Below are 16,887 nucleotides of genomic sequence, written 5' to 3'. Positions count from 1 at the left end.
GACGTGCGCACCGGCTGCCGTAGGCTCGTCGCATGTCGCTCTACGCCGCGTACGCCGGCAACCTCGACTCGCGGCTGATGTCCCGCCGCGCTCCGCACTCGCCGCTGCGCGCCACCGGCTGGCTGAACGGGTGGCGGCTGACGTTCGGGGGTGAGCAGCTGGGCTGGGAGGGCGCGCTCGCGACCATCGTGGAGGACCCCCTCTCCCAGGTCTTCGTCGCCCTGTACGACCTGGCGCCGCCGGACGAGGAGTCGCTGGACCGGTGGGAGGGCGTGGGCCTCGGCATCTACCGCCGGATGCGGGTGCGGGTGCACACCCTGGAGGGCGAGGAGCAGAGCTGGCTGTACGTCCTCGACGGCTACGAGGGCGGGCTGCCCTCCGCCCGTTACCTGGGCGAGATCGCCGACGCGGCGGAGTCGGCGGGCGCGCCGCACGACTACGTCATGGAGCTGCGCAAGCGCCCCTGCTGAGGCCTCGGTCCCTTTCGTCCCGTCCTTGTCGGAAACGACAAGACAACGATCGCCATCCCGTGGGCTCCGTCATCTACGCGCGTAGGCCGAGACCGGCTACCCTCATCGCGTGAACGCATCTCTTCTCCCGGACGACATCCAGGGCGCCACCCCCCATGACCCCAGGGCCGCCGCCGACGCCGCAGCCGCGCGCCTGCGCGAGCTGACGGGCGCCGAGACCCACGACGTCGCCCTCGTGATGGGCTCCGGCTGGGCACCGGCCGTGGACGCCCTGGGCGTACCCGACGCGGAGTTCGGAGTCACCGAGCTGCCCGGATTCCCGCCGCCGGCGGTCGAGGGCCACGGCGGCAGGATCCGCTCGTACCGGATCGGCGAGAAGCGCGCCCTGGTCTTCCTGGGCCGCACGCACTACTACGAGGGCCGCGGGGTGGCCGCCGTGGCCCACGGCGTCCGTACGGCGGTGGCGGCCGGCAGCAAGACGATCGTGCTGACCAACGGCTGCGGAGGGCTGCGCGAGGGCATGCGCCCCGGCCAGCCGGTGCTGATCAGCGACCACATCAACCTCACCGCGACCTCCCCGATCATCGGCGCGAACTTCGTCGACCTGACGGACCTGTACTCGCCGCGGCTGCGGGCGCTGTGCAAGGAGATCGACGCCACGCTGGAGGAGGGCGTCTACGCCCAGTTCCCCGGCCCGCACTACGAGACGCCGGCCGAGATCCGGATGGCCCGGGTGATCGGGGCCGACCTCGTCGGCATGTCCACGGTGCTGGAGGCCATCGCGGCGCGGGAGGCCGGGGCCGAGGTGCTGGGCATCTCCCTCGTGACCAACCTCGCCGCGGGGATGACCGGCGAGCCGCTGAACCACGAGGAGGTCCTCCAGGCCGGCCGCGACTCCGCGACCCGCATGGGCGCCCTGCTGACCCAGGTTCTCGACCGCCTGTAGGGCGCACCGCCCCTCGCGCCCGGACCCCGGACCCCTGCTCACCCGCTTCGGCCCCGGAAGCGACCGCCTCCCGGGGCCGTGCCCCGGGGTCCCGGCGTTCCGGGCCGAAGCGGGGGCCGGGGCGCGTCCCCGACGCCGGGACGAAGGCGGCGGAACGGGGGCCGGGGGCGAGACAACTCACGTACGACTCGAGAGGTTGACCACCCGTGCACGACGACCTGATCGCTCGGGCCCGCACCTGGCTCGCCGAGGACCCCGACCCCGAGACCCGCGAGGAACTCGCGGCCCTCCTCGCCGCCGGGGACGTCGCCGAACTCACCGCCCGCTTCACCGGCACCCTCCAGTTCGGCACCGCCGGGCTGCGCGGCGAACTCGGCGCGGGCCCCATGCGCATGAACCGCGCCGTCGTGATCCGGGCCGCCGCCGGACTCGCCGCGTACCTCCGTGAGCAGGGCAGCCACGACGGCCTCGTCGTCATCGGCTACGACGCCCGCCACAAGTCGGAGGCCTTCGCCCGCGACACGGCCGCCGTGATGACGGGCGCGGGCCTGCGCGCGGCGGTCCTCCCGCGCCCGCTGCCGACACCGGTCCTCGCGTACGCCATAAGGGAGCTGGGCGCGGTCGCCGGCGTGGAGGTCACCGCCAGCCACAACCCGCCCCGCGACAACGGCTACAAGGTCTACCTGGGCGACGGTTCGCAGATCGTCCCGCCCGCCGACGCGGAGATCGCCGCCCAGATCGACGCGATCCGCTCGCTGGAGGACGTGCCCCGCCCGGACGGCGGCTGGGAGATCCTGGACGACACCGTCCTCGACGCCTACCTGGCCCGTACGGACGCGGTTCTCGCCGCCGGCTCCCCGCGCACCGCGCGCGTCGTCTACACGGCGATGCACGGCGTCGGCAAGGACGTGCTGCTGGCCGCCTTCGCCCGCGCGGGGTTCCCCGAGCCGGTCCTGGTCGCCGAGCAGGCCGAGCCCGACCCGGACTTCCCCACCGTCGCGTTCCCCAACCCGGAGGAGCCCGGCGCGATGGACCTCGCGTTCGCGAAGGCCCGCGAGACCGACCCGGACCTGGTCATCGCCAACGACCCGGACGCCGACCGGTGTGCCGTGGCCGTCAGGGACGGCGAGGTGTGGCGGATGCTGCGCGGCGACGAGGTCGGCGCCCTGCTCGCCGCGCATCTGGTGAGCCGTGGAGCGCGCGGGACGTTCGCCGAGTCGATCGTCTCCTCCTCCCTCCTCGGCCGGATCGCCGAGAAGGCCGGACTGCCGTACGAGGAGACCCTCACCGGCTTCAAGTGGATCGCCCGCGTCGACGGCCTGCGCTACGGCTACGAGGAGGCCCTCGGCTACTGCGTCGACCCCGACGGCGTGCGCGACAAGGACGGCATCACCGCCGCCCTCCTCGTCACGGAGCTGGCCTCCGAGCTGAAGGAGCGGGGCCGCACACTGCTCGACCTGCTCGACGACCTCGCCGTCGAGCACGGGCTGCACGCCACCGACCAGCTGTCGGTGCGCGTGGAGGACCTGACGGTCATCGCCCGTGCGATGGAGCGGCTGCGCGAGAAGCCCCCGACCGAGCTGGCCGGGATGGCGATCACCCGTGCCGAGGACCTGTCCAAGGGCACGGACAGGCTGCCACCCACCGACGGGCTGCGCTACACGCTCGACGGCGCCCGCGTGGTCGTACGGCCCAGCGGCACCGAGCCGAAGCTGAAGTGCTACCTGGAGGTCGTGGTGCCGGTCGACTCGCCCGACGGCCTCCCGGCGGCCCACGCCCGCGCGGCCGAACTGCTCACGGCCGTGAAGCGGGACCTGTCGGCAGCGGCCGGCATCTGACCCGCGCGCACAGGGGTGCCACCGGACGGTGGCACCCCTTCGGGTGATCCTGCCGGAGGCCGGGGAGGGCGGAACACCCGGAAGACCGGGGAGGCCGGGAGACCGGAGAGACCCCGAAGGGCGGAAGGCCCGGAGGCCGGAGAGGCCGGAAAGCCTGCCCTCCTTCGGTCCCCACACCCCGATGCGGTCGTGCGCGCCACGAGAGCCGCGTGCCAGAGCCCTGCTCGGACCGACCGCACCCCGGAACCGCCGGTCGAGCCAACCGCACCGCGCCGGCCGAAACCCGCCCCGACCGTCCGACACGACGCCCCACAACCCCGTACGACCGGCCGCGCCGACCTCGCCATCTGAGCCCGTCCCGGTCGTCCGGCCGGGCTCGCATCCGCAGGCGTGGAGGCCGACCGGGTTCGGGACGCCGGCGTGGGGAGACCGACCGGCTCCGAACGCCGGCATGGAGACCGACCGAGTCCCGGCCGCCGGAACGTCAACCGGGACTCGGGGCGAGGGGAGCCGCGGCGAGAACGCCGGACCCGGCGTCCGGCACCGTCAGGCGCGCGGTGTCCCCGAGGCCGTGGTCATCCCACGGCCACCAGGATCGCCAGCAGCAGCGCCCCCGCGGCGGCCGGCCCCATGATCTCCCAGGCCCACCGCACGGTCACCTCGCCCTGTGCCGCCTCTTCCTTCTGCCGTATCTCCCACAGATTCCGCAGCTCGTCCATGGCTTTGTCGGCCTCGGCGCGCGAGGGCCCCTCGGGAAGGTCCACGCCCCCGTGCGAGGACAGCCCGCCCCCGAACCCGGCGGGGCCCCCGAAGCCACCGCGCCTGCGGCGCGGCCGCCCTTCGCGCTCGGCGGCCTGGTCCGCCGCGAGGCGGTCCTGCTGCCGGGCGGCCCGCTTGCGCGCCCGCAGCGAGACCGGGATCGACCAGAGCTGGAACTTCTGCCCGGACTCGGCGACGACCTCGTTGGAGTAGGCCGACCGCAGTGAGGCGACCTGCCCCCAGGGCAGCACGACGACCCGGAACGGGTTGCGGACCCGCAGCCGGTCGTCACCGGCGAACACGGCCGGCCGCAGCGTGAAGGCGACGACCAACGGCACCAGCAGGATCAGCGCGGCGAGCGCCAGCCAGGGCGTCCGCCCCTCCCCGGCCACGATGGCGTCGATCCCCAGCCAGCCGACCAGGCCGAGCAGCAGCACCCCACCGGCCATCCCCGCGGGCGACCGGTACGCCCGGTCCTTGATCCCGGCCCCCGGCACAGACCCCTGCTCATCCGAACTCGTCATACCCCGATTCTGCCCGACCCCCCGAACGGCCTCCTCCGACGCCCCCACCCGCACCCGCGCCGACCGCGCAGCCGCACCCCCACCGCCACCCCGTGGCGGGTGCCCGGCCCTGCCCGGGAACTTCCGAGGGCTGTACACCCGCTACGCGCGTAGATATGCTCGTCTGGTGACCATGCCCACCAACGCACCCACCGCGGCGCCCCCTCTCCCGGACGTCACCTCGTCCGACACCACGCTGCGCCGCTTCCTCCACGGGCTCCCCGGCGTCGACACGGTCGGCCTGGAGGCGCGCGCCGCAGCCCTCGGCACCCGTTCCATCAAGACGACCGCGAAGGCGTACGCCATCGACCTCGCCATCTCGATGGTCGACCTGACGACGCTGGAAGGCGCGGACACCCCGGGCAAGGTCCGGGCGCTCGGCGCGAAGGCGGTCCACCCCGACCCGACCGACCGTACGACCCCGTCGACCGCCGCGGTCTGCGTGTATCCGGACATGGTCGCCTCCGCGAAGGAGGCGGTCGCCGGCTCGTCCGTCAAGGTCGCGTCCGTCGCCACCGCCTTCCCGGCGGGCCGCGCCGCACTCCCCGTGAAGCTGGCGGACGTGCGCGACGCCGTCGCCGCGGGCGCCGACGAGATCGACATGGTCATCGACCGCGGCGCGTTCCTCGCGGGCAAGTACCTGAAGGTGTACGACGAGATCACCGCCGTGAAGGAGGCCTGCGGCACGAGCGCCCGCCTGAAGGTCATCTTCGAGACGGGCGAACTGTCGACGTACGACAACATCCGCCGCGCCAGCTGGCTCGGCATGCTCGCCGGGGCGGACTTCATCAAGACCTCCACCGGCAAGGTCGCGGTGAACGCGACGCCCGCGAACACCCTCCTGATGCTGGAGGCCGTCCGCGACTTCCGCGCGCAGACCGGCGTGCAGGTCGGTGTGAAGCCGGCCGGCGGCATCCGTACGACGAAGGACGCCGTCAAGTTCCTCGTCCTGGTCAACGAGACCGTGGGCGAGGACTGGCTGGACAACCACTGGTTCCGCTTCGGCGCCTCCTCGCTGCTGAACGACCTGCTGATGCAGCGTCAGAAGCTGGCCACCGGCCGCTACTCCGGCCCCGACTACGTGACGGTGGACTGATCACCATGGCTTCTCTGTTCGAGTACGCACCGGCGCCCGAGTCCCGCTCCGTCGTCGACATCGCGCCCTCCTACGGCCTGTTCATCGACGGCGAGTTCACCGAGGCCGCCGACGGCAAGGTCTTCAAGACGGTGTCCCCGTCGACCGAGGAGGTGCTGTCGGAGATCGCCCGGGCCGGCACCGAGGACGTCGACCGCGCCGTACGGGCGGCCCGCAAGGCGTTCGAGAAGTGGTCGGCGCTGCCCGGCTCGGAGCGCGCGAAGTACCTGTTCCGCATCGCCCGGATCATCCAGGAGCGCAGCCGTGAGCTGGCCGTCCTGGAGACGCTGGACAACGGCAAGCCCATCAGGGAGACCCGCGACGCGGACCTCCCCCTGGTCGCCGCGCACTTCTTCTACTACGCGGGCTGGGCCGACAAGCTCGACCACGCCGGCTTCGGCGCGAACCCCAGGCCTCTCGGCGTGGCGGGCCAGGTCATCCCCTGGAACTTCCCCCTGCTGATGCTGGCGTGGAAGATCGCCCCGGCGCTGGCCACGGGCAACACGGTGGTCCTCAAGCCCGCCGAGACGACCCCCCTGTCGGCTCTCTTCTTCGCCGACATCTGCCGTCAGGCGGGCCTGCCCAAGGGCGTCGTCAACATCCTTCCCGGCTACGGAGACGCGGGCGCGGCGCTGGTCGCGCACCCGGACGTGGACAAGGTCGCCTTCACCGGTTCCACCGCCGTGGGCAAGGAGATCGCGAGGACGGTCGCGGGCACCCGCAAGAAGCTCACGCTCGAACTGGGCGGCAAGGGCGCGAACATCGTCTTCGACGACGCCCCGATCGACCAGGCCGTCGAGGGCATCGTCAGCGGCATCTTCTTCAACCAGGGCCAGGTCTGCTGCGCGGGCTCGCGCCTGCTGGTGCAGGAGTCGATCCACGACGAGCTGCTGGACTCCCTGAAGCGCCGGCTCTCCACCCTGCGCCTGGGCGACCCGCTGGACAAGAACACCGACATCGGCGCCATCAACTCCGCCGAGCAGCTCGCGCGCATCACCACGCTGGTGGATCAGGGCGAGGCGGAGGGCGCCGACCGGTGGTCCCCGGAGTGCGAACTCCCCACGTCCGGCTACTGGTTCGCCCCGACGCTGTTCACCAACGTCACCCAGGCGCACACCGTGGCCCGCGACGAGATCTTCGGCCCGGTGCTGTCGGTCCTCACCTTCCGCACCCCGGACGAGGCCGTCGCCAAGGCCAACAACACGCCGTACGGCCTGTCGGCGGGCATCTGGACGGAGAAGGGTTCCCGGATCCTGGCGGTGGCGGGCAGGCTGCGGGCCGGTGTCGTCTGGTCCAACACGTTCAACAAGTTCGACCCCACCTCGCCGTTCGGCGGCTACAAGGAGTCGGGCTTCGGCCGCGAGGGCGGCCGCCACGGCCTGGAGGCGTACCTCGCCCCGACGAGCCCGGAGGGCGAGCGATAAATGAGCAGAGTCGACAAGTCCGAGCAGCAGCGTCTGAGCGTCTTCAAGACCTACAAGCTGTACGTCGGCGGGAAGTTCCCGCGTTCCGAGAGCGGCCGGGTGTACGAGGTGACGGACTCCAAGGGCAAGTGGCTGGCGAACGCGCCGCTCTCCTCCCGCAAGGACGCCCGTGACGCGGTCGTGGCCGCGCGCAAGGCGTTCGGCGCGTGGTCCGGCGCGACGGCCTACAACCGGGGCCAGATCCTCTACCGCGTCGCCGAGATGCTGGAGGGCCGCAAGAGCCAGTTCGTCCACGAGGTCGCGGACGCCGAGGGCCTGTCGAAGGCGAAGGCCAACGAGCTGGTCGAGGCCACCATCGACCGCTGGGTCTGGTACGCGGGCTGGACCGACAAGATCGCCCAGGTCGTGGGCGGCGGCAACCCGGTCGCCGGCCCGTACTTCAACCTGTCCTCCCCGGAGCCGACGGGCGTCGTCACGATCCTCGCCCCGCAGGAGTCGTCGTTCCTGGGCCTGGTCTCGGTGGTCGCCCCGGTCATCGCCACGGGCAACACGGCGATCGTCGTCGCGAGCGAGAGGTCCCCGCTCCCGGCCCTGTCCCTGGGCGAGGTGCTGGCCACCTCCGACCTGCCCGGCGGCGTGGTCAACGTCCTGTCGGGCCGTACGGCGGAGATCGCGGCGCCGCTGGCCGCCCACCAGGACGTCAACGCGATCGACCTGGCCGGCGCCGACGACGTGCTGGCGAAGGAGCTGGAGGTCGCGGCGGCCGACAACCTCAAGCGCGTCCTGCGTCCACAGCCTGTGGACGACTGGTGGGCGACGCCCGGCACCGACCGCATGACCGCCTTCCTGGAGACGAAGACGGTCTGGCACCCGACGGGTTCGCTGGGCGCGTCCGGCTCGTCCTACTGAGCCCCGCGGAACCGACCGGGGGCCGCCGAGCCGTCCCGGCAGGCCGGAGGGCCGCGGCCTCTCCCCGTCCGGGGAGGCCGCGGCCCTCCGCCATGTCCCTCAGCGGCCGCCCAGCAGCCCCGTCACCTGCCCCAGCACCGGGATGGACCCGATCGACTGCGCCTGCGCCACAGGCCCCGTCAGGGCCGTCGAGGTGAGCGGCTGGAAGTCGGCGAGCTGGGTGCCGACGCCGTTGTCGAGGGGGTCGACGCCGGTGCCCGCCAGCGGGTTGGGCTTGAGGCTGGAGACGGCCCCGGTGACGTACGGCAGCGAGGCGAGCGCGCCCTGGACGCCGGACTGCGGGTCGATCCGGCCGACGGACGTGGGGCGCGTGCGGACCACGTCGAGGACGGGCTGGGTGTCGGCCGCGGCGGCGGCCGACGCACCCGCCCCCAGGGCCACACCGGCCGTCGCGAGGACGGCCAGCGCACGCCGACCGGTCGGGTTGGAGGAGGAGTCGTGTCGGGACATTGTCGCTGCCACCTTCTGCCGCACAGGGTAATCGGATCAGCACGAAGGGTAGTTGCGGTGTGACGCGCGCTGCAAAGCCGACCCGCGGGGTCGTGACCGGCCCGGCCGATGCCTCACACTGGTGTCCCGTGAGTCCCCATCCGCCCGTACCCACGCGAGTCGTGCTGCTCTGCGGCCCTTCCGGCTCCGGCAAGTCCCTCCTCGCGGCCCGCTCCGGCCTTCCGGTGCTGCGCCTCGACGACTTCTACAAGGAGGGCAACGACCCGACGCTGCCGCTGGTCGCGGGAGGCTCCGACATCGACTGGGACGACCCCGGCTCCTGGGACGCGGACACGGCCGTCGCCGCCATCGTCGACCTGTGCCGCACGGGCCGTACGCAGGTGCCCGTGTACGACATCTCGCTGAGCGCGCGCACCGGCGAGGAGAGCGTCCGGATCGGGCGGACCCCGCTGTTCATCGCGGAGGGCATCTTCGCCGCGGAGATCGTCGGCCGCTGCCGGGAACTGGGCGTCCTGGCCGACGCCCTGTGCCTGAGCCGGGGCCCGGTGAAGACGTTCCGCCGCCGTTTCCTGCGGGATCTCAGGGAGGGCCGCAAGTCGGTGCCGCTCCTGCTGCGCCGCGGCTGGCGCCTGATGCGCGCCGAACGCTCGATCGTGGCCCGGCAGACCGGGCTCGGCGCGCACGCCTGCGACCGCGACGAGGCGCTGGCCCGCCTCGCGTCCGCGGCGGCCGACCGACCCGTCCCCACGGTTCCCACGGCTCCCACGGCGGCGTAGCCACGGCTCCCACGGCGGCGTAGCGGCGGGCACGGGCGCTCGTCCGCCCACGCCCGGACGCCCGCTGCCGGACGCCCGCGCTCGGACACACGCTGTCGGACGCCCGCTGCCGGACGCACCAGCCCGGACACACGGGAAAGCGGGACCGGACGGACCCCCCGGCCCTCCAGCCCCGCTCCCCGGTGGTGCTCCCCCCGCTTCCCCCGGTTTCCCCCCCGGTGGTGCTCCCCCGTGCACGTGCGCGGTACCGCTCGCTCCCCGACGTCCCCCGTCAGGACCGCCCGGTACCGCTCCCCCGTGCCCCGGCCTCCCTGAGCGGAAGCCGGATCCCCCGTTCGCCTCAGGCGACCAACTCGCCGAAGGCGTCTTCCTCGGCACGGCCGAAGCTGAGGACCTCGTCCTCCCGCAGCCGGCGGAGCGACCGCCAGATGCTGGACTTCACCGTGCCGACACTGATGCCGAGGATGTCCGCGATCTCCGGGTCGGTGCGGCCCTCGTAGTACCGCAGGACCAGCATCGTCCGCTGGAGTTCGGGCAGCCGGGTCAACGCCTGCCACAGGACCGTGCGCAGTTCGGTGCCGCGCATCGCGTCCGTGTCACCCGCCGTCTCCGGCAGCTCCTCGGTCGGGTACTCGTTCAGCTTGCGGCGGCGCCACGCGCTGATGTGCAGGTTCGTCATCGTCCGCCGGAGGTATCCGCCGACGGCCGCCTTGTCACTGATCCGCTCCCACGCCCGGTACGTCGAGAACAGCGCGCTCTGCAACAGGTCCTCGGCCTCGAAGCGGTCACCGGTGAGGTGGTAGGCGGTGGCGTACAGGGAGGCGCGGCGCTCCTGGACGTAGGCGGTGAACTCCGCCTCCGACAGCGAGCGGCGCTCCCCCGTGTCCTCCCTGTACGCGGCTCCCCCGACCGCCGCGGCGGGCGTCTCCCCCGTGCGGGCGTCGACCACCGTCATGATCCCGGTGTGCTGACGCCCCGCGCCGCGGGCGCACCCCCGCGCTCCCCCACGCTCGAACGCGCTCGGGCGGGAGGTCCCCCCGTCGGCACCGGACTTCTCCGAACCCCGGTTGACGTCGTGCAGGCGCGTGATCACTGCGCTGGTGTTCAGGCTGTGCAGCGTGCTCATCTCGCGCCCCCCGTCGTGGACTTGCGGTGTTTCGGTCTGTCGTTCCGGGCCCGGCGTCCTGCTCCCCCGCCCGTGCCGAGAAGCTTGCCCACGCCACTTCATCGCCGTGTCCGTCGACTGTCACAGACCTGTCACAGGGGCCCGTGACGGCGACACCACAGACGGTTCACAGGCGTTGCCGGTAGCCGTGCTGTCCCACCTCGCGCGAAACGCCGAACCGGGCCGCGTACGTCGACCCCGTCACGCCGGCGCCGCTGCCCGCAGGGGGGCCGGGCGGGCAGCGGCGCCGGGGGCTCGCGGCCGTACCGGCCTCCGTCAGGGCATCGAGGCGCCGACCGCGCCGTGGTGACTTACACCCGGCCGCGCGTCCTGGGCCCGCGCCGTGAGAGAACACTGCCGGGCCGCGGGGCGGACCTGGGTGCCCGGCCGTTGCCGGCGTCCACCGGACCGCGCGCATCCCGCCTGCCGCGATCTCCCCGAACCTCCGCGGCCGCCCACCCGGCCGACGACGGCCCCGATCCGGGCGGCCGCGACGAGAACGGTGCGCTCCTCCGCGGCCCTGCGCCTCCCTCGGCTTTCCTTGGCCTTCCTTGGCTTCCGTCGGCTTCCCTCCGTGGACCGCCGCACGGGTCGGCCGGCCGTCCTCGGCCGGGCGGCGAGGGCCGGCCCGGCCCCCGCGACCTGGCCGGACACCGCGCTCCGCGCCCCCGCGAGGACGCGGTGAACCCACCCGACGGACGGGTCCGCGGGGTGCCGACCGGTCCGGGACCGGGCCTTCGCACCGGCGTTCACCGGACGCCTGCCGGCCCCTGCTCACGGTGTCCGCCACGGAAACCACACACCTCTGGTGCCGGAGACCGGACCCACGGGTCGAACGACAGGCCCTCCATGGGCCAGAATGAGGCCGTGCCTTCCCTGTTGCTGATCGAGGACGACGACGCCATCCGTACGGCCCTGGAGCTCTCACTGACGCGCCAGGGACACCGGGTGGCGACCGCTGCGAGCGGTGAGGACGGTCTGAAGCTGCTGCGCGAGCAGCGGCCGGATCTGATCGTGCTGGACGTGATGCTGCCCGGCATCGACGGGTTCGAGGTGTGCCGTCGTATCCGGCGCACCGACCAGCTGCCGATCATTCTCCTCACCGCGCGCAACGACGACATCGACGTGGTGGTCGGCCTGGAGTCCGGCGCCGACGACTACGTCGTCAAGCCGGTGCAGGGGCGGGTGCTGGACGCCCGGATCCGGGCCGTGCTGCGGCGCGGGGAGCGCGAGTCGAACGACGCCGCGGCCTTCGGCAGCCTCGTCATCGACCGCGCCGCGATGACGGTGACGAAGAACGGTGAGGACCTCCAGCTCACCCCGACCGAGCTGCGGCTGCTGCTGGAGCTGAGCCGGCGCCCGGGCCAGGCCCTGTCCCGGCAGCAGTTGCTGCGGCTGGTCTGGGAGCACGACTACCTGGGTGACTCCCGGCTGGTGGACGCGTGTGTCCAGCGTCTGCGCGCCAAGGTCGAGGACATCCCGTCCTCCCCCACGCTCATCCGTACCGTGCGCGGCGTCGGCTACCGCCTGGACACGCCTCAGTGACGCAAGGGCAACAGGAGGGTCGCGGCCTGTCCGCGGCGCGCAGGGGACATCTCTCACGGCTGCGTTTCACCAGCCTGCGGCTGCGGCTCGTCGTGGTCTTCGGGGCGGTGGCGCTGACCGCCGCGGTGTCCGCGTCGGGGATCGCGTACTGGCTCAACCGCGAGGCGGTCCTCACCCGCACCCAGGGCGCGGTGCTGCGGGACTTCGAACAGGAGATGCAGAACCGGGCTGGCTCCTTGCCCGAGCATCCCTCGCAGGACGAACTCCAGCACACGGCCGGGCAGATGGCGAACAGCAGTCAGCGCTTCAGCGTGCTGCTCGTGGGCGCCGACTCCGTCGGCACCACCGTGTACGGCAACTCCGGTGGTCTCAACGGCTTCTCCCTGGACGACGTGCCCGAGTCCCTGCGCACGGCGGTCAACAAGGAACAGGACACCGCCTCCGGCAACCGGTCCCCGTACCACCTGTACTGGCAGCGGGTCGTCGACCACGGCACGCCGTACCTGGTGGCCGGGACGAAGGTGATCGGCGGCGGCCCGACCGGGTACATGCGCAAGTCGCTCGAACCGGAGGCGAAGGACCTCAACTCCCTCGCCTGGTCGCTGGGGATCGCCACGGGCCTCGCGCTGATCGGCGCCGCGCTGCTCGCGCAGGCGGCCGCCACGACCGTGCTGAAGCCGGTGCACCGCCTGGGGGTGGCCGCCCGGAGTCTCGGCGAGGGCAAGCTGGACACGCGGCTCCAGGTGTCGGGGACGGACGAACTGGCCGATCTCGCCCGCACGTTCAACAGGACGGCCGAGGCCCTGGAGAAGCGGGTCGCGGACATGGCGGGCCGCGACGACGCGTCCCGCCGCTTCGTGGCGGACATGAGCCACGAACTGCGCACCCCCCTCACCGCGATCACCGCCGTCACCGAGGTGCTGGAGGAGGAACTGGACGCGGAGTCGGGCAGCATCGACCCGATGATCGAACCGGCGGTCCGCCTCGTCGTCAGCGAGACCCGGCGGCTCGGCGACCTCGTCGAGAACCTGATGGAGGTCACCCGCTTCGACGCCGGGACGGCCCGCCTGGTCCTGGACGACGTCGAGGTCGCCGACCAGATCACCCACTGCATCGACGCCCGCGCCTGGCTCGACGCGGTCGAGCTGGACTCCGACCGCGGCATCCACGCCCGCCTCGACCCGCGCCGCCTGGACGTGATCATGGCCAACCTGATCGGCAACGCGCTCAAGCACGGCGGCTCGCCGGTCCGCGTCTCGATCCGCGAGTCGGCCGACGAGGTGGTCATCGCCGTCCGCGACCACGGCCCCGGCATCCCCGAGGACGTCCTCCCGCACGTCTTCGACCGCTTCTACAAGGCGAGCGCCTCCCGCCCCCGCTCCGAGGGCAGCGGCCTGGGCCTCTCCATCGCCCTGGAGAACGCCCACATCCACGGCGGCAGGATCACCGCCGCCAACTCTCCCGACGGTGGGGCGGTGTTCACCCTGCACCTGCCGCGGGACGCGTCCGAACTGGCGGAACAGTCCGAGAAGGACAAGGGGGACGCCTCATGAAGCGGGGCCGTGCACGCCGTCTGCTCGCCCTTCCCCTGCTCGCCGGACTGCTCACCGGCTGCGGGATCCGCGCCACGGAGGTACCGACCGACTTCGGCCCCGCACCGTCCCGGGTGCGCTGCTCCCTCGCCGAGCCGGGGGCGGCGACCCAGAGCCCGAGGGGCGTCGCGGTCCAGGTCTTCCTGCTGTGCGGCTCGTCCCTGGTGGCCGTGGACCGCGCCGTACGGGTTCCCGAGGGTACGGTCGACTCCGCGCGCCGCGTCCTGGTGGCCCAGGGCCTCCTGGACGAACTGGCCGAGTCCCCGTCCGCCGCCGAGAAGGAGGCCGGCTACACCACCGACGTACGCGGCGACATCAAGGTGAGCGGCCCGGCCCCCAAGGACCCCGACGACACCCTGCGCCTGAGCGCCTCCCCCGGCGGCCTCACGTCGTACGCGCTGGCCCAACTGGTCTGCACCTTCTCGGACTCGGCGGCTGCGGAGGGCGACGGCTCGGTGGTCCTGGGCGGCCCGGTGCCCGAACGGCCGCGCCGTTACGAGTGCACCGACGAGGTCCGCTCCCGGCCGGGCTCGGCGGAACCGCCGTCGACGGACGTCACGGACAACTGACGCAGGGCGTGACGCACGCCTCCCCTCTCACCCCGGCTCACCCCGGAACCGATCCCGCCGCCCCCGGCGTCTAGGGGAGCGTGCAGCGTCAAGGCATCGGCGGCAGCGCCGTGATCCGCGTCCGTGCGGCCGGGAGTGTCCTCCTGGTCGCACATCTGGTGTTCGTGGCCTGGCTCACGCTGCGTCCACTGGACGTGCCCTGGGTGATGCCCACCAACGCGCATCCCCTCGCCGGCATCCGCGCGGACCTGAGACTGGGCTGGCCGCAGGCGGCCCGCCGCATCGGCGAGGACCTCGCCCTGCTGGCCCCCCTGGGGGTCCTCCTTCCCCTGGCCCACGGCAGACTGAGCGCCTCGCCGCTGGCCTCGCTGGTCCGCACGGTCACCGCGGGCGCCCTGCTGTCCCTGGCGATCGCCCTGCTCCAGACGGGCGTCCCCGGCCGCGTGGTCGACATCGACTCGGTGCTTCTGAACGCGGCGGGCGTGGCTTTCGCGCACTCCGCGCTCGTCCCGGCGGCACGGGCCTGGCTGCGTCACCGCGGCGAGCGGCGGGAGCCCCGTACGGTGGACCCGGAGGAGCCGGCTCAGGGTCTGACCCCGACGATTCCCAGGGTCGGGATCGCCCCGTAGAGCGACGTTTCATCCGCTTCGTCTCCGTAGCGTGGTCGTCAGAGGGGGCAGCCGACCAGGGGCCGCCCCGGACCGACGCTCGAAGGAGCCGCAGATGTCCAGCAGCCTCGTCCGACCGACCAACGGCCGCATGATCGGCGGAGTGTGCGCCGCGCTGGCCCGCCGCTTCGGTACGTCCGCCACGACCATGCGGGTGATCTTCCTGCTGTCCTGCCTCCTGCCGGGCCCGCAGTTCCTGCTCTACCTAGCCCTGTGGATCTTCCTACCCTCCGAGGGCAAGGCCCGCACGGCCTGGTGAACGCGCGCACGCCGTTGGGGCGCGCCCGGAGGAAAGGGCGCGCCCCAACGGCGTGCGGGCAGGGCTGGTTCAGCCGATCGGGAGGCCGTTCACCGGCAGCCCGTGCGTGGGCAGGCCCTGCAGCGGCAGGCCGCCGAGCAGACCCGCGACGGGGGCGGTGGGGCCTTCGGCGAGCAGTTGCCCGACGACCGGCTGGACGGCGGCCAGACCCGCGCCGACCGCCGGCTGGGCCTGCGCCAGGGCGTCTCCGGCGCCCGGCAGTGCCTGGGCGACGTTCTCCGCCGGCAGGGTCCTGGTGACACCGTCCAGCGTCTGGGCGGCGTCCGGGACGGCCGGGGCGGCGTTGGCGGCGCCCGCACCGGCGGCGGCGAAGGCGGCGCCGAGGGCGGCGACACCGAGGGTCTTGACAGCAGACTGCTTCATGATGAATGCGTCCTCGAATACGGGGAACTGAGCGGTCCATGACCGTAAACACGGAACGCCGGTCACCGCAAACATCGAAATGCGGACGGATCGTGAAGACCCGTCCGCTTCCGAAGCCCCGAATTGTCGGGCGTTCAGCCCTCTTCGCCGACAGAACCCCTGGTGGAGGCGGCCTGCTGGAACAGCCATTCGGACTTCAGTTCCGCGTAGCCCGGCTTGATCACGTCATTGATCATGGCAAGTCGTTCATCGAAAGGAATGAATGCTGACTTCATAGCATTGACAGAGAACCATTGCAGATCGTCGAGCGTATAAGCGAACGCTTCGACAAGGTGCTCGAATTCCCGGCTCATGCTGGTACCGGACATCAGCCGGTTGTCGGTGTTCACCGTGGCCCGGAAGTGCAGCCGCCGCAGCAGTCCGATCGGATGCTCGGCGTACGACGTGGCCGCCCCGGTCTGGAGGTTGGAGCTGGGGCACAGCTCCAGCGGGATGCGCTTGTCGCGGACGTACGAGGCGAGGCGCCCGAGCTTCACCGAACCGTCCTCGGCGATCTCGATGTCGTCGATGATGCGGACGCCGTGGCCGAGCCGGTCGGCGCCGCACCACTGGAGGGCCTGCCAGATGGACGGCAGGCCGAAGGCCTCGCCGGCGTGGATGGTGAAGTGGTTGTTCTCGCGCTTGAGGTACTCGAAGGCGTCGAGATGGCGGGTGGGCGGATAGCCCGCCTCGGCGCCGGCGATGTCGAAGCCGACCACGCCCAGGTCGCGGTGGCGGTTGGCGAGTTCGGCGATCTCCAGCGCGCGGGCGGCGTGCCGCATCGCGGTGAGCAGGGCGCCGACGCGGATCCGGTGGCCGTTCGCGCGGGCCAGCCGCTCGCCCTCCCGGAAGCCCTCGTTGACGGCCTCGACGACCTCCTCGAGGGTGAGTCCGCCGTCGAGGTGCTGTTCGGGCGCGTACCGCACCTCGGCGTAGACGACACCGTCCTCGGCCAGGTCCTCGGCGCACTCGCGGGCGACCCGCACCAGCGCCTCGCGCGTCTGCATGACGCCGACGGTGTGCGAGAAGGTCTCCAAGTACCGTTCCAGGGAACCGGAGTCGGCGGCCTCCCGGAACCAGAGCCCGAGCTTGTCGGGGTCGGTCTCGGGGAGGCGGGTGTACCCGGCGTCCCGGGCCAGGTCGACGATCGTGCCGGGCCGCAGCCCGCCGTCGAGATGGTCGTGCAGCAGAACCTTGGGCGCCCGGAGGATCTGCTCCGGGCTGGGGGCGGCGCCCTTCTGGATGCTCTGGCTCGTCATTTCGGCACTGTAACTCCTACGCGCGTAGATCGCTCGGC

At 72.7% G+C, this 16,887-nt stretch carries 17 protein-coding genes; 12 read left to right on the top strand and 5 right to left on the bottom strand.

What is annotated here, in order from left to right:
- Nucleotides 1-32: 32 nt before the first annotated feature.
- The 3 genes from ACFYO5_RS18530 to ACFYO5_RS18520 all read left to right on the top strand — a co-directional run bounded on the left by ACFYO5_RS18530 (nucleotide 33) and on the right by ACFYO5_RS18520 (nucleotide 3,254).
- On the top strand, nucleotides 33-470 hold the full coding sequence (locus ACFYO5_RS18530) for a gamma-glutamylcyclotransferase (protein WP_356560153.1): 438 nt from the start codon (nucleotides 33-35) through the stop codon (nucleotides 468-470).
- Between the two features lie 109 nt (nucleotides 471-579).
- Nucleotides 580-1,416 (top strand): purine-nucleoside phosphorylase, encoded by an 837-nt coding sequence (locus tag ACFYO5_RS18525; protein ID WP_388709775.1) that lies wholly within the window; start codon nucleotides 580-582, stop codon nucleotides 1,414-1,416.
- 206 nt (nucleotides 1,417-1,622) lie between these two features.
- Nucleotides 1,623-3,254, top strand: coding sequence for a phospho-sugar mutase (locus tag ACFYO5_RS18520; protein ID WP_388709773.1), 1,632 nt, complete (start codon nucleotides 1,623-1,625; stop codon nucleotides 3,252-3,254).
- 575 nt (nucleotides 3,255-3,829) lie between these two features.
- Here the strand turns inward: ACFYO5_RS18520 and ACFYO5_RS18515 are convergent.
- The gene (locus ACFYO5_RS18515) at nucleotides 3,830-4,537 is read right to left on the bottom strand and encodes a PH domain-containing protein (RefSeq protein WP_388709771.1); all 708 of its coding nucleotides are present in this window, start codon (nucleotides 4,535-4,537) and stop codon (nucleotides 3,830-3,832) included.
- Nucleotides 4,538-4,709: 172 nt separating this feature from the next.
- Between ACFYO5_RS18515 and deoC the strand changes: the two genes are divergently transcribed.
- Genes deoC through ACFYO5_RS18500 form a run of 3 tightly spaced genes read left to right on the top strand, consistent with a single transcriptional unit; the run spans nucleotide 4,710 to nucleotide 8,044 of the window.
- Nucleotides 4,710-5,672 carry a deoxyribose-phosphate aldolase gene (gene deoC, locus ACFYO5_RS18510; protein ID WP_388710415.1) on the top strand — a complete coding sequence of 321 codons (963 nt, stop codon included), beginning with the start codon at nucleotides 4,710-4,712 and terminating at the stop codon, nucleotides 5,670-5,672.
- A 5-nt stretch (nucleotides 5,673-5,677) separates the two neighbouring features.
- On the top strand, nucleotides 5,678-7,135 hold the full coding sequence (locus ACFYO5_RS18505) for an aldehyde dehydrogenase family protein (protein ID WP_356560157.1): 1,458 nt from the start codon (nucleotides 5,678-5,680) through the stop codon (nucleotides 7,133-7,135).
- Nucleotides 7,136-8,044: an aldehyde dehydrogenase family protein gene (locus ACFYO5_RS18500; RefSeq protein ID WP_356560158.1), complete on the top strand. Its 909-nt coding sequence runs from the start codon at nucleotides 7,136-7,138 to the stop codon at nucleotides 8,042-8,044.
- A gap of 99 nt (nucleotides 8,045-8,143) precedes the next feature.
- On the opposite strand, the gene ACFYO5_RS18495 is transcribed toward ACFYO5_RS18500, so the two are convergent.
- Nucleotides 8,144-8,554, bottom strand: a complete 411-nt coding sequence (locus tag ACFYO5_RS18495; protein WP_356560159.1) for a hypothetical protein — start codon at nucleotides 8,552-8,554, stop codon at nucleotides 8,144-8,146.
- 59 nt (nucleotides 8,555-8,613) lie between these two features.
- Between ACFYO5_RS18495 and ACFYO5_RS18490 the strand changes: the two genes are divergently transcribed.
- Nucleotides 8,614-9,330: a uridine kinase gene (locus ACFYO5_RS18490; RefSeq protein WP_388709768.1), complete on the top strand. Its 717-nt coding sequence runs from the start codon at nucleotides 8,614-8,616 to the stop codon at nucleotides 9,328-9,330.
- 340 nt (nucleotides 9,331-9,670) lie between these two features.
- Here the strand turns inward: ACFYO5_RS18490 and ACFYO5_RS18485 are convergent, their stop codons facing one another.
- A complete protein-coding gene (locus ACFYO5_RS18485) occupies nucleotides 9,671-10,456 on the bottom strand; it encodes a SigE family RNA polymerase sigma factor (RefSeq protein ID WP_388709766.1) in 786 nt (261 codons plus the stop codon).
- Between the two features lie 906 nt (nucleotides 10,457-11,362).
- Between ACFYO5_RS18485 and afsQ1 the strand changes: the two genes are divergently transcribed.
- The 5 genes from afsQ1 (at nucleotide 11,363) to ACFYO5_RS18460 (ending at nucleotide 15,128) form a co-directional block, all read left to right on the top strand.
- The gene (gene afsQ1, locus ACFYO5_RS18480; protein WP_356560162.1) at nucleotides 11,363-12,040 is read left to right on the top strand and encodes a two-component system response regulator AfsQ1; all 678 of its coding nucleotides are present in this window, start codon (nucleotides 11,363-11,365) and stop codon (nucleotides 12,038-12,040) included.
- A complete protein-coding gene (locus tag ACFYO5_RS18475) occupies nucleotides 12,037-13,593 on the top strand; it encodes an ATP-binding protein (protein ID WP_388709763.1) in 1,557 nt (518 codons plus the stop codon). Before afsQ1 ends, ACFYO5_RS18475 begins: the two co-directional genes overlap by 4 nt.
- A complete protein-coding gene (locus tag ACFYO5_RS18470; protein ID WP_388709761.1) occupies nucleotides 13,590-14,201 on the top strand; it encodes a hypothetical protein in 612 nt (203 codons plus the stop codon). Before ACFYO5_RS18475 ends, ACFYO5_RS18470 begins: the two co-directional genes overlap by 4 nt.
- An 80-nt stretch (nucleotides 14,202-14,281) precedes the next feature.
- Nucleotides 14,282-14,830 carry a VanZ family protein gene (locus ACFYO5_RS18465; RefSeq protein WP_388709759.1) on the top strand — a complete coding sequence of 183 codons (549 nt, stop codon included), beginning with the start codon at nucleotides 14,282-14,284 and terminating at the stop codon, nucleotides 14,828-14,830.
- A gap of 94 nt (nucleotides 14,831-14,924) precedes the next feature.
- Complete coding sequence (locus ACFYO5_RS18460) at nucleotides 14,925-15,128, top strand: PspC domain-containing protein (RefSeq protein ID WP_388709757.1); 204 nt, start codon at nucleotides 14,925-14,927, stop codon at nucleotides 15,126-15,128.
- 69 nt (nucleotides 15,129-15,197) lie between these two features.
- On the opposite strand, the gene ACFYO5_RS18455 is transcribed toward ACFYO5_RS18460, so the two are convergent.
- On the bottom strand, nucleotides 15,198-15,551 hold the full coding sequence (locus ACFYO5_RS18455; RefSeq protein ID WP_388709755.1) for an ATP-binding protein: 354 nt from the start codon (nucleotides 15,549-15,551) through the stop codon (nucleotides 15,198-15,200).
- A gap of 134 nt (nucleotides 15,552-15,685) precedes the next feature.
- Nucleotides 15,686-16,849 carry an adenosine deaminase gene (locus ACFYO5_RS18450; RefSeq protein WP_388709753.1) on the bottom strand — a complete coding sequence of 388 codons (1,164 nt, stop codon included), beginning with the start codon at nucleotides 16,847-16,849 and terminating at the stop codon, nucleotides 15,686-15,688.
- Nucleotides 16,850-16,887 lie beyond the last annotated feature (38 nt).

Origin of the sequence: Streptomyces sp. NPDC006259 (assembly GCF_042870975.1) — a bacterium.
GTDB lineage: Bacteria > Actinomycetota > Actinomycetes > Streptomycetales > Streptomycetaceae > Streptomyces.
This window is presented reverse-complemented; position numbering and strand designations above follow the sequence as displayed.

Coding starts and splice junctions, on each gene's coding strand:
- ACFYO5_RS18470 (WP_388709761.1), top strand. CDS start 13,590: ATGAAGCGGGGCCGTGCACGCCGTCTGCTCGCCCTTCCCCTGCTCGCC.
- ACFYO5_RS18460 (WP_388709757.1), top strand. CDS start 14,925: ATGTCCAGCAGCCTCGTCCGACCGACCAACGGCCGCATGATCGGCGGA.
- ACFYO5_RS18530 (WP_356560153.1), top strand. CDS start 33: ATGTCGCTCTACGCCGCGTACGCCGGCAACCTCGACTCGCGGCTGATG.
- ACFYO5_RS18515 (WP_388709771.1), bottom strand. CDS start 4,537: ATGACGAGTTCGGATGAGCAGGGGTCTGTGCCGGGGGCCGGGATCAAG.
- ACFYO5_RS18455 (WP_388709755.1), bottom strand. CDS start 15,551: ATGAAGCAGTCTGCTGTCAAGACCCTCGGTGTCGCCGCCCTCGGCGCC.
- ACFYO5_RS18485 (WP_388709766.1), bottom strand. CDS start 10,456: ATGAGCACGCTGCACAGCCTGAACACCAGCGCAGTGATCACGCGCCTG.
- ACFYO5_RS18505 (WP_356560157.1), top strand. CDS start 5,678: ATGGCTTCTCTGTTCGAGTACGCACCGGCGCCCGAGTCCCGCTCCGTC.
- deoC (WP_388710415.1), top strand. CDS start 4,710: ATGCCCACCAACGCACCCACCGCGGCGCCCCCTCTCCCGGACGTCACC.
- ACFYO5_RS18450 (WP_388709753.1), bottom strand. CDS start 16,849: ATGACGAGCCAGAGCATCCAGAAGGGCGCCGCCCCCAGCCCGGAGCAG.
- ACFYO5_RS18495 (WP_356560159.1), bottom strand. CDS start 8,554: ATGTCCCGACACGACTCCTCCTCCAACCCGACCGGTCGGCGTGCGCTG.
- ACFYO5_RS18500 (WP_356560158.1), top strand. CDS start 7,136: ATGAGCAGAGTCGACAAGTCCGAGCAGCAGCGTCTGAGCGTCTTCAAG.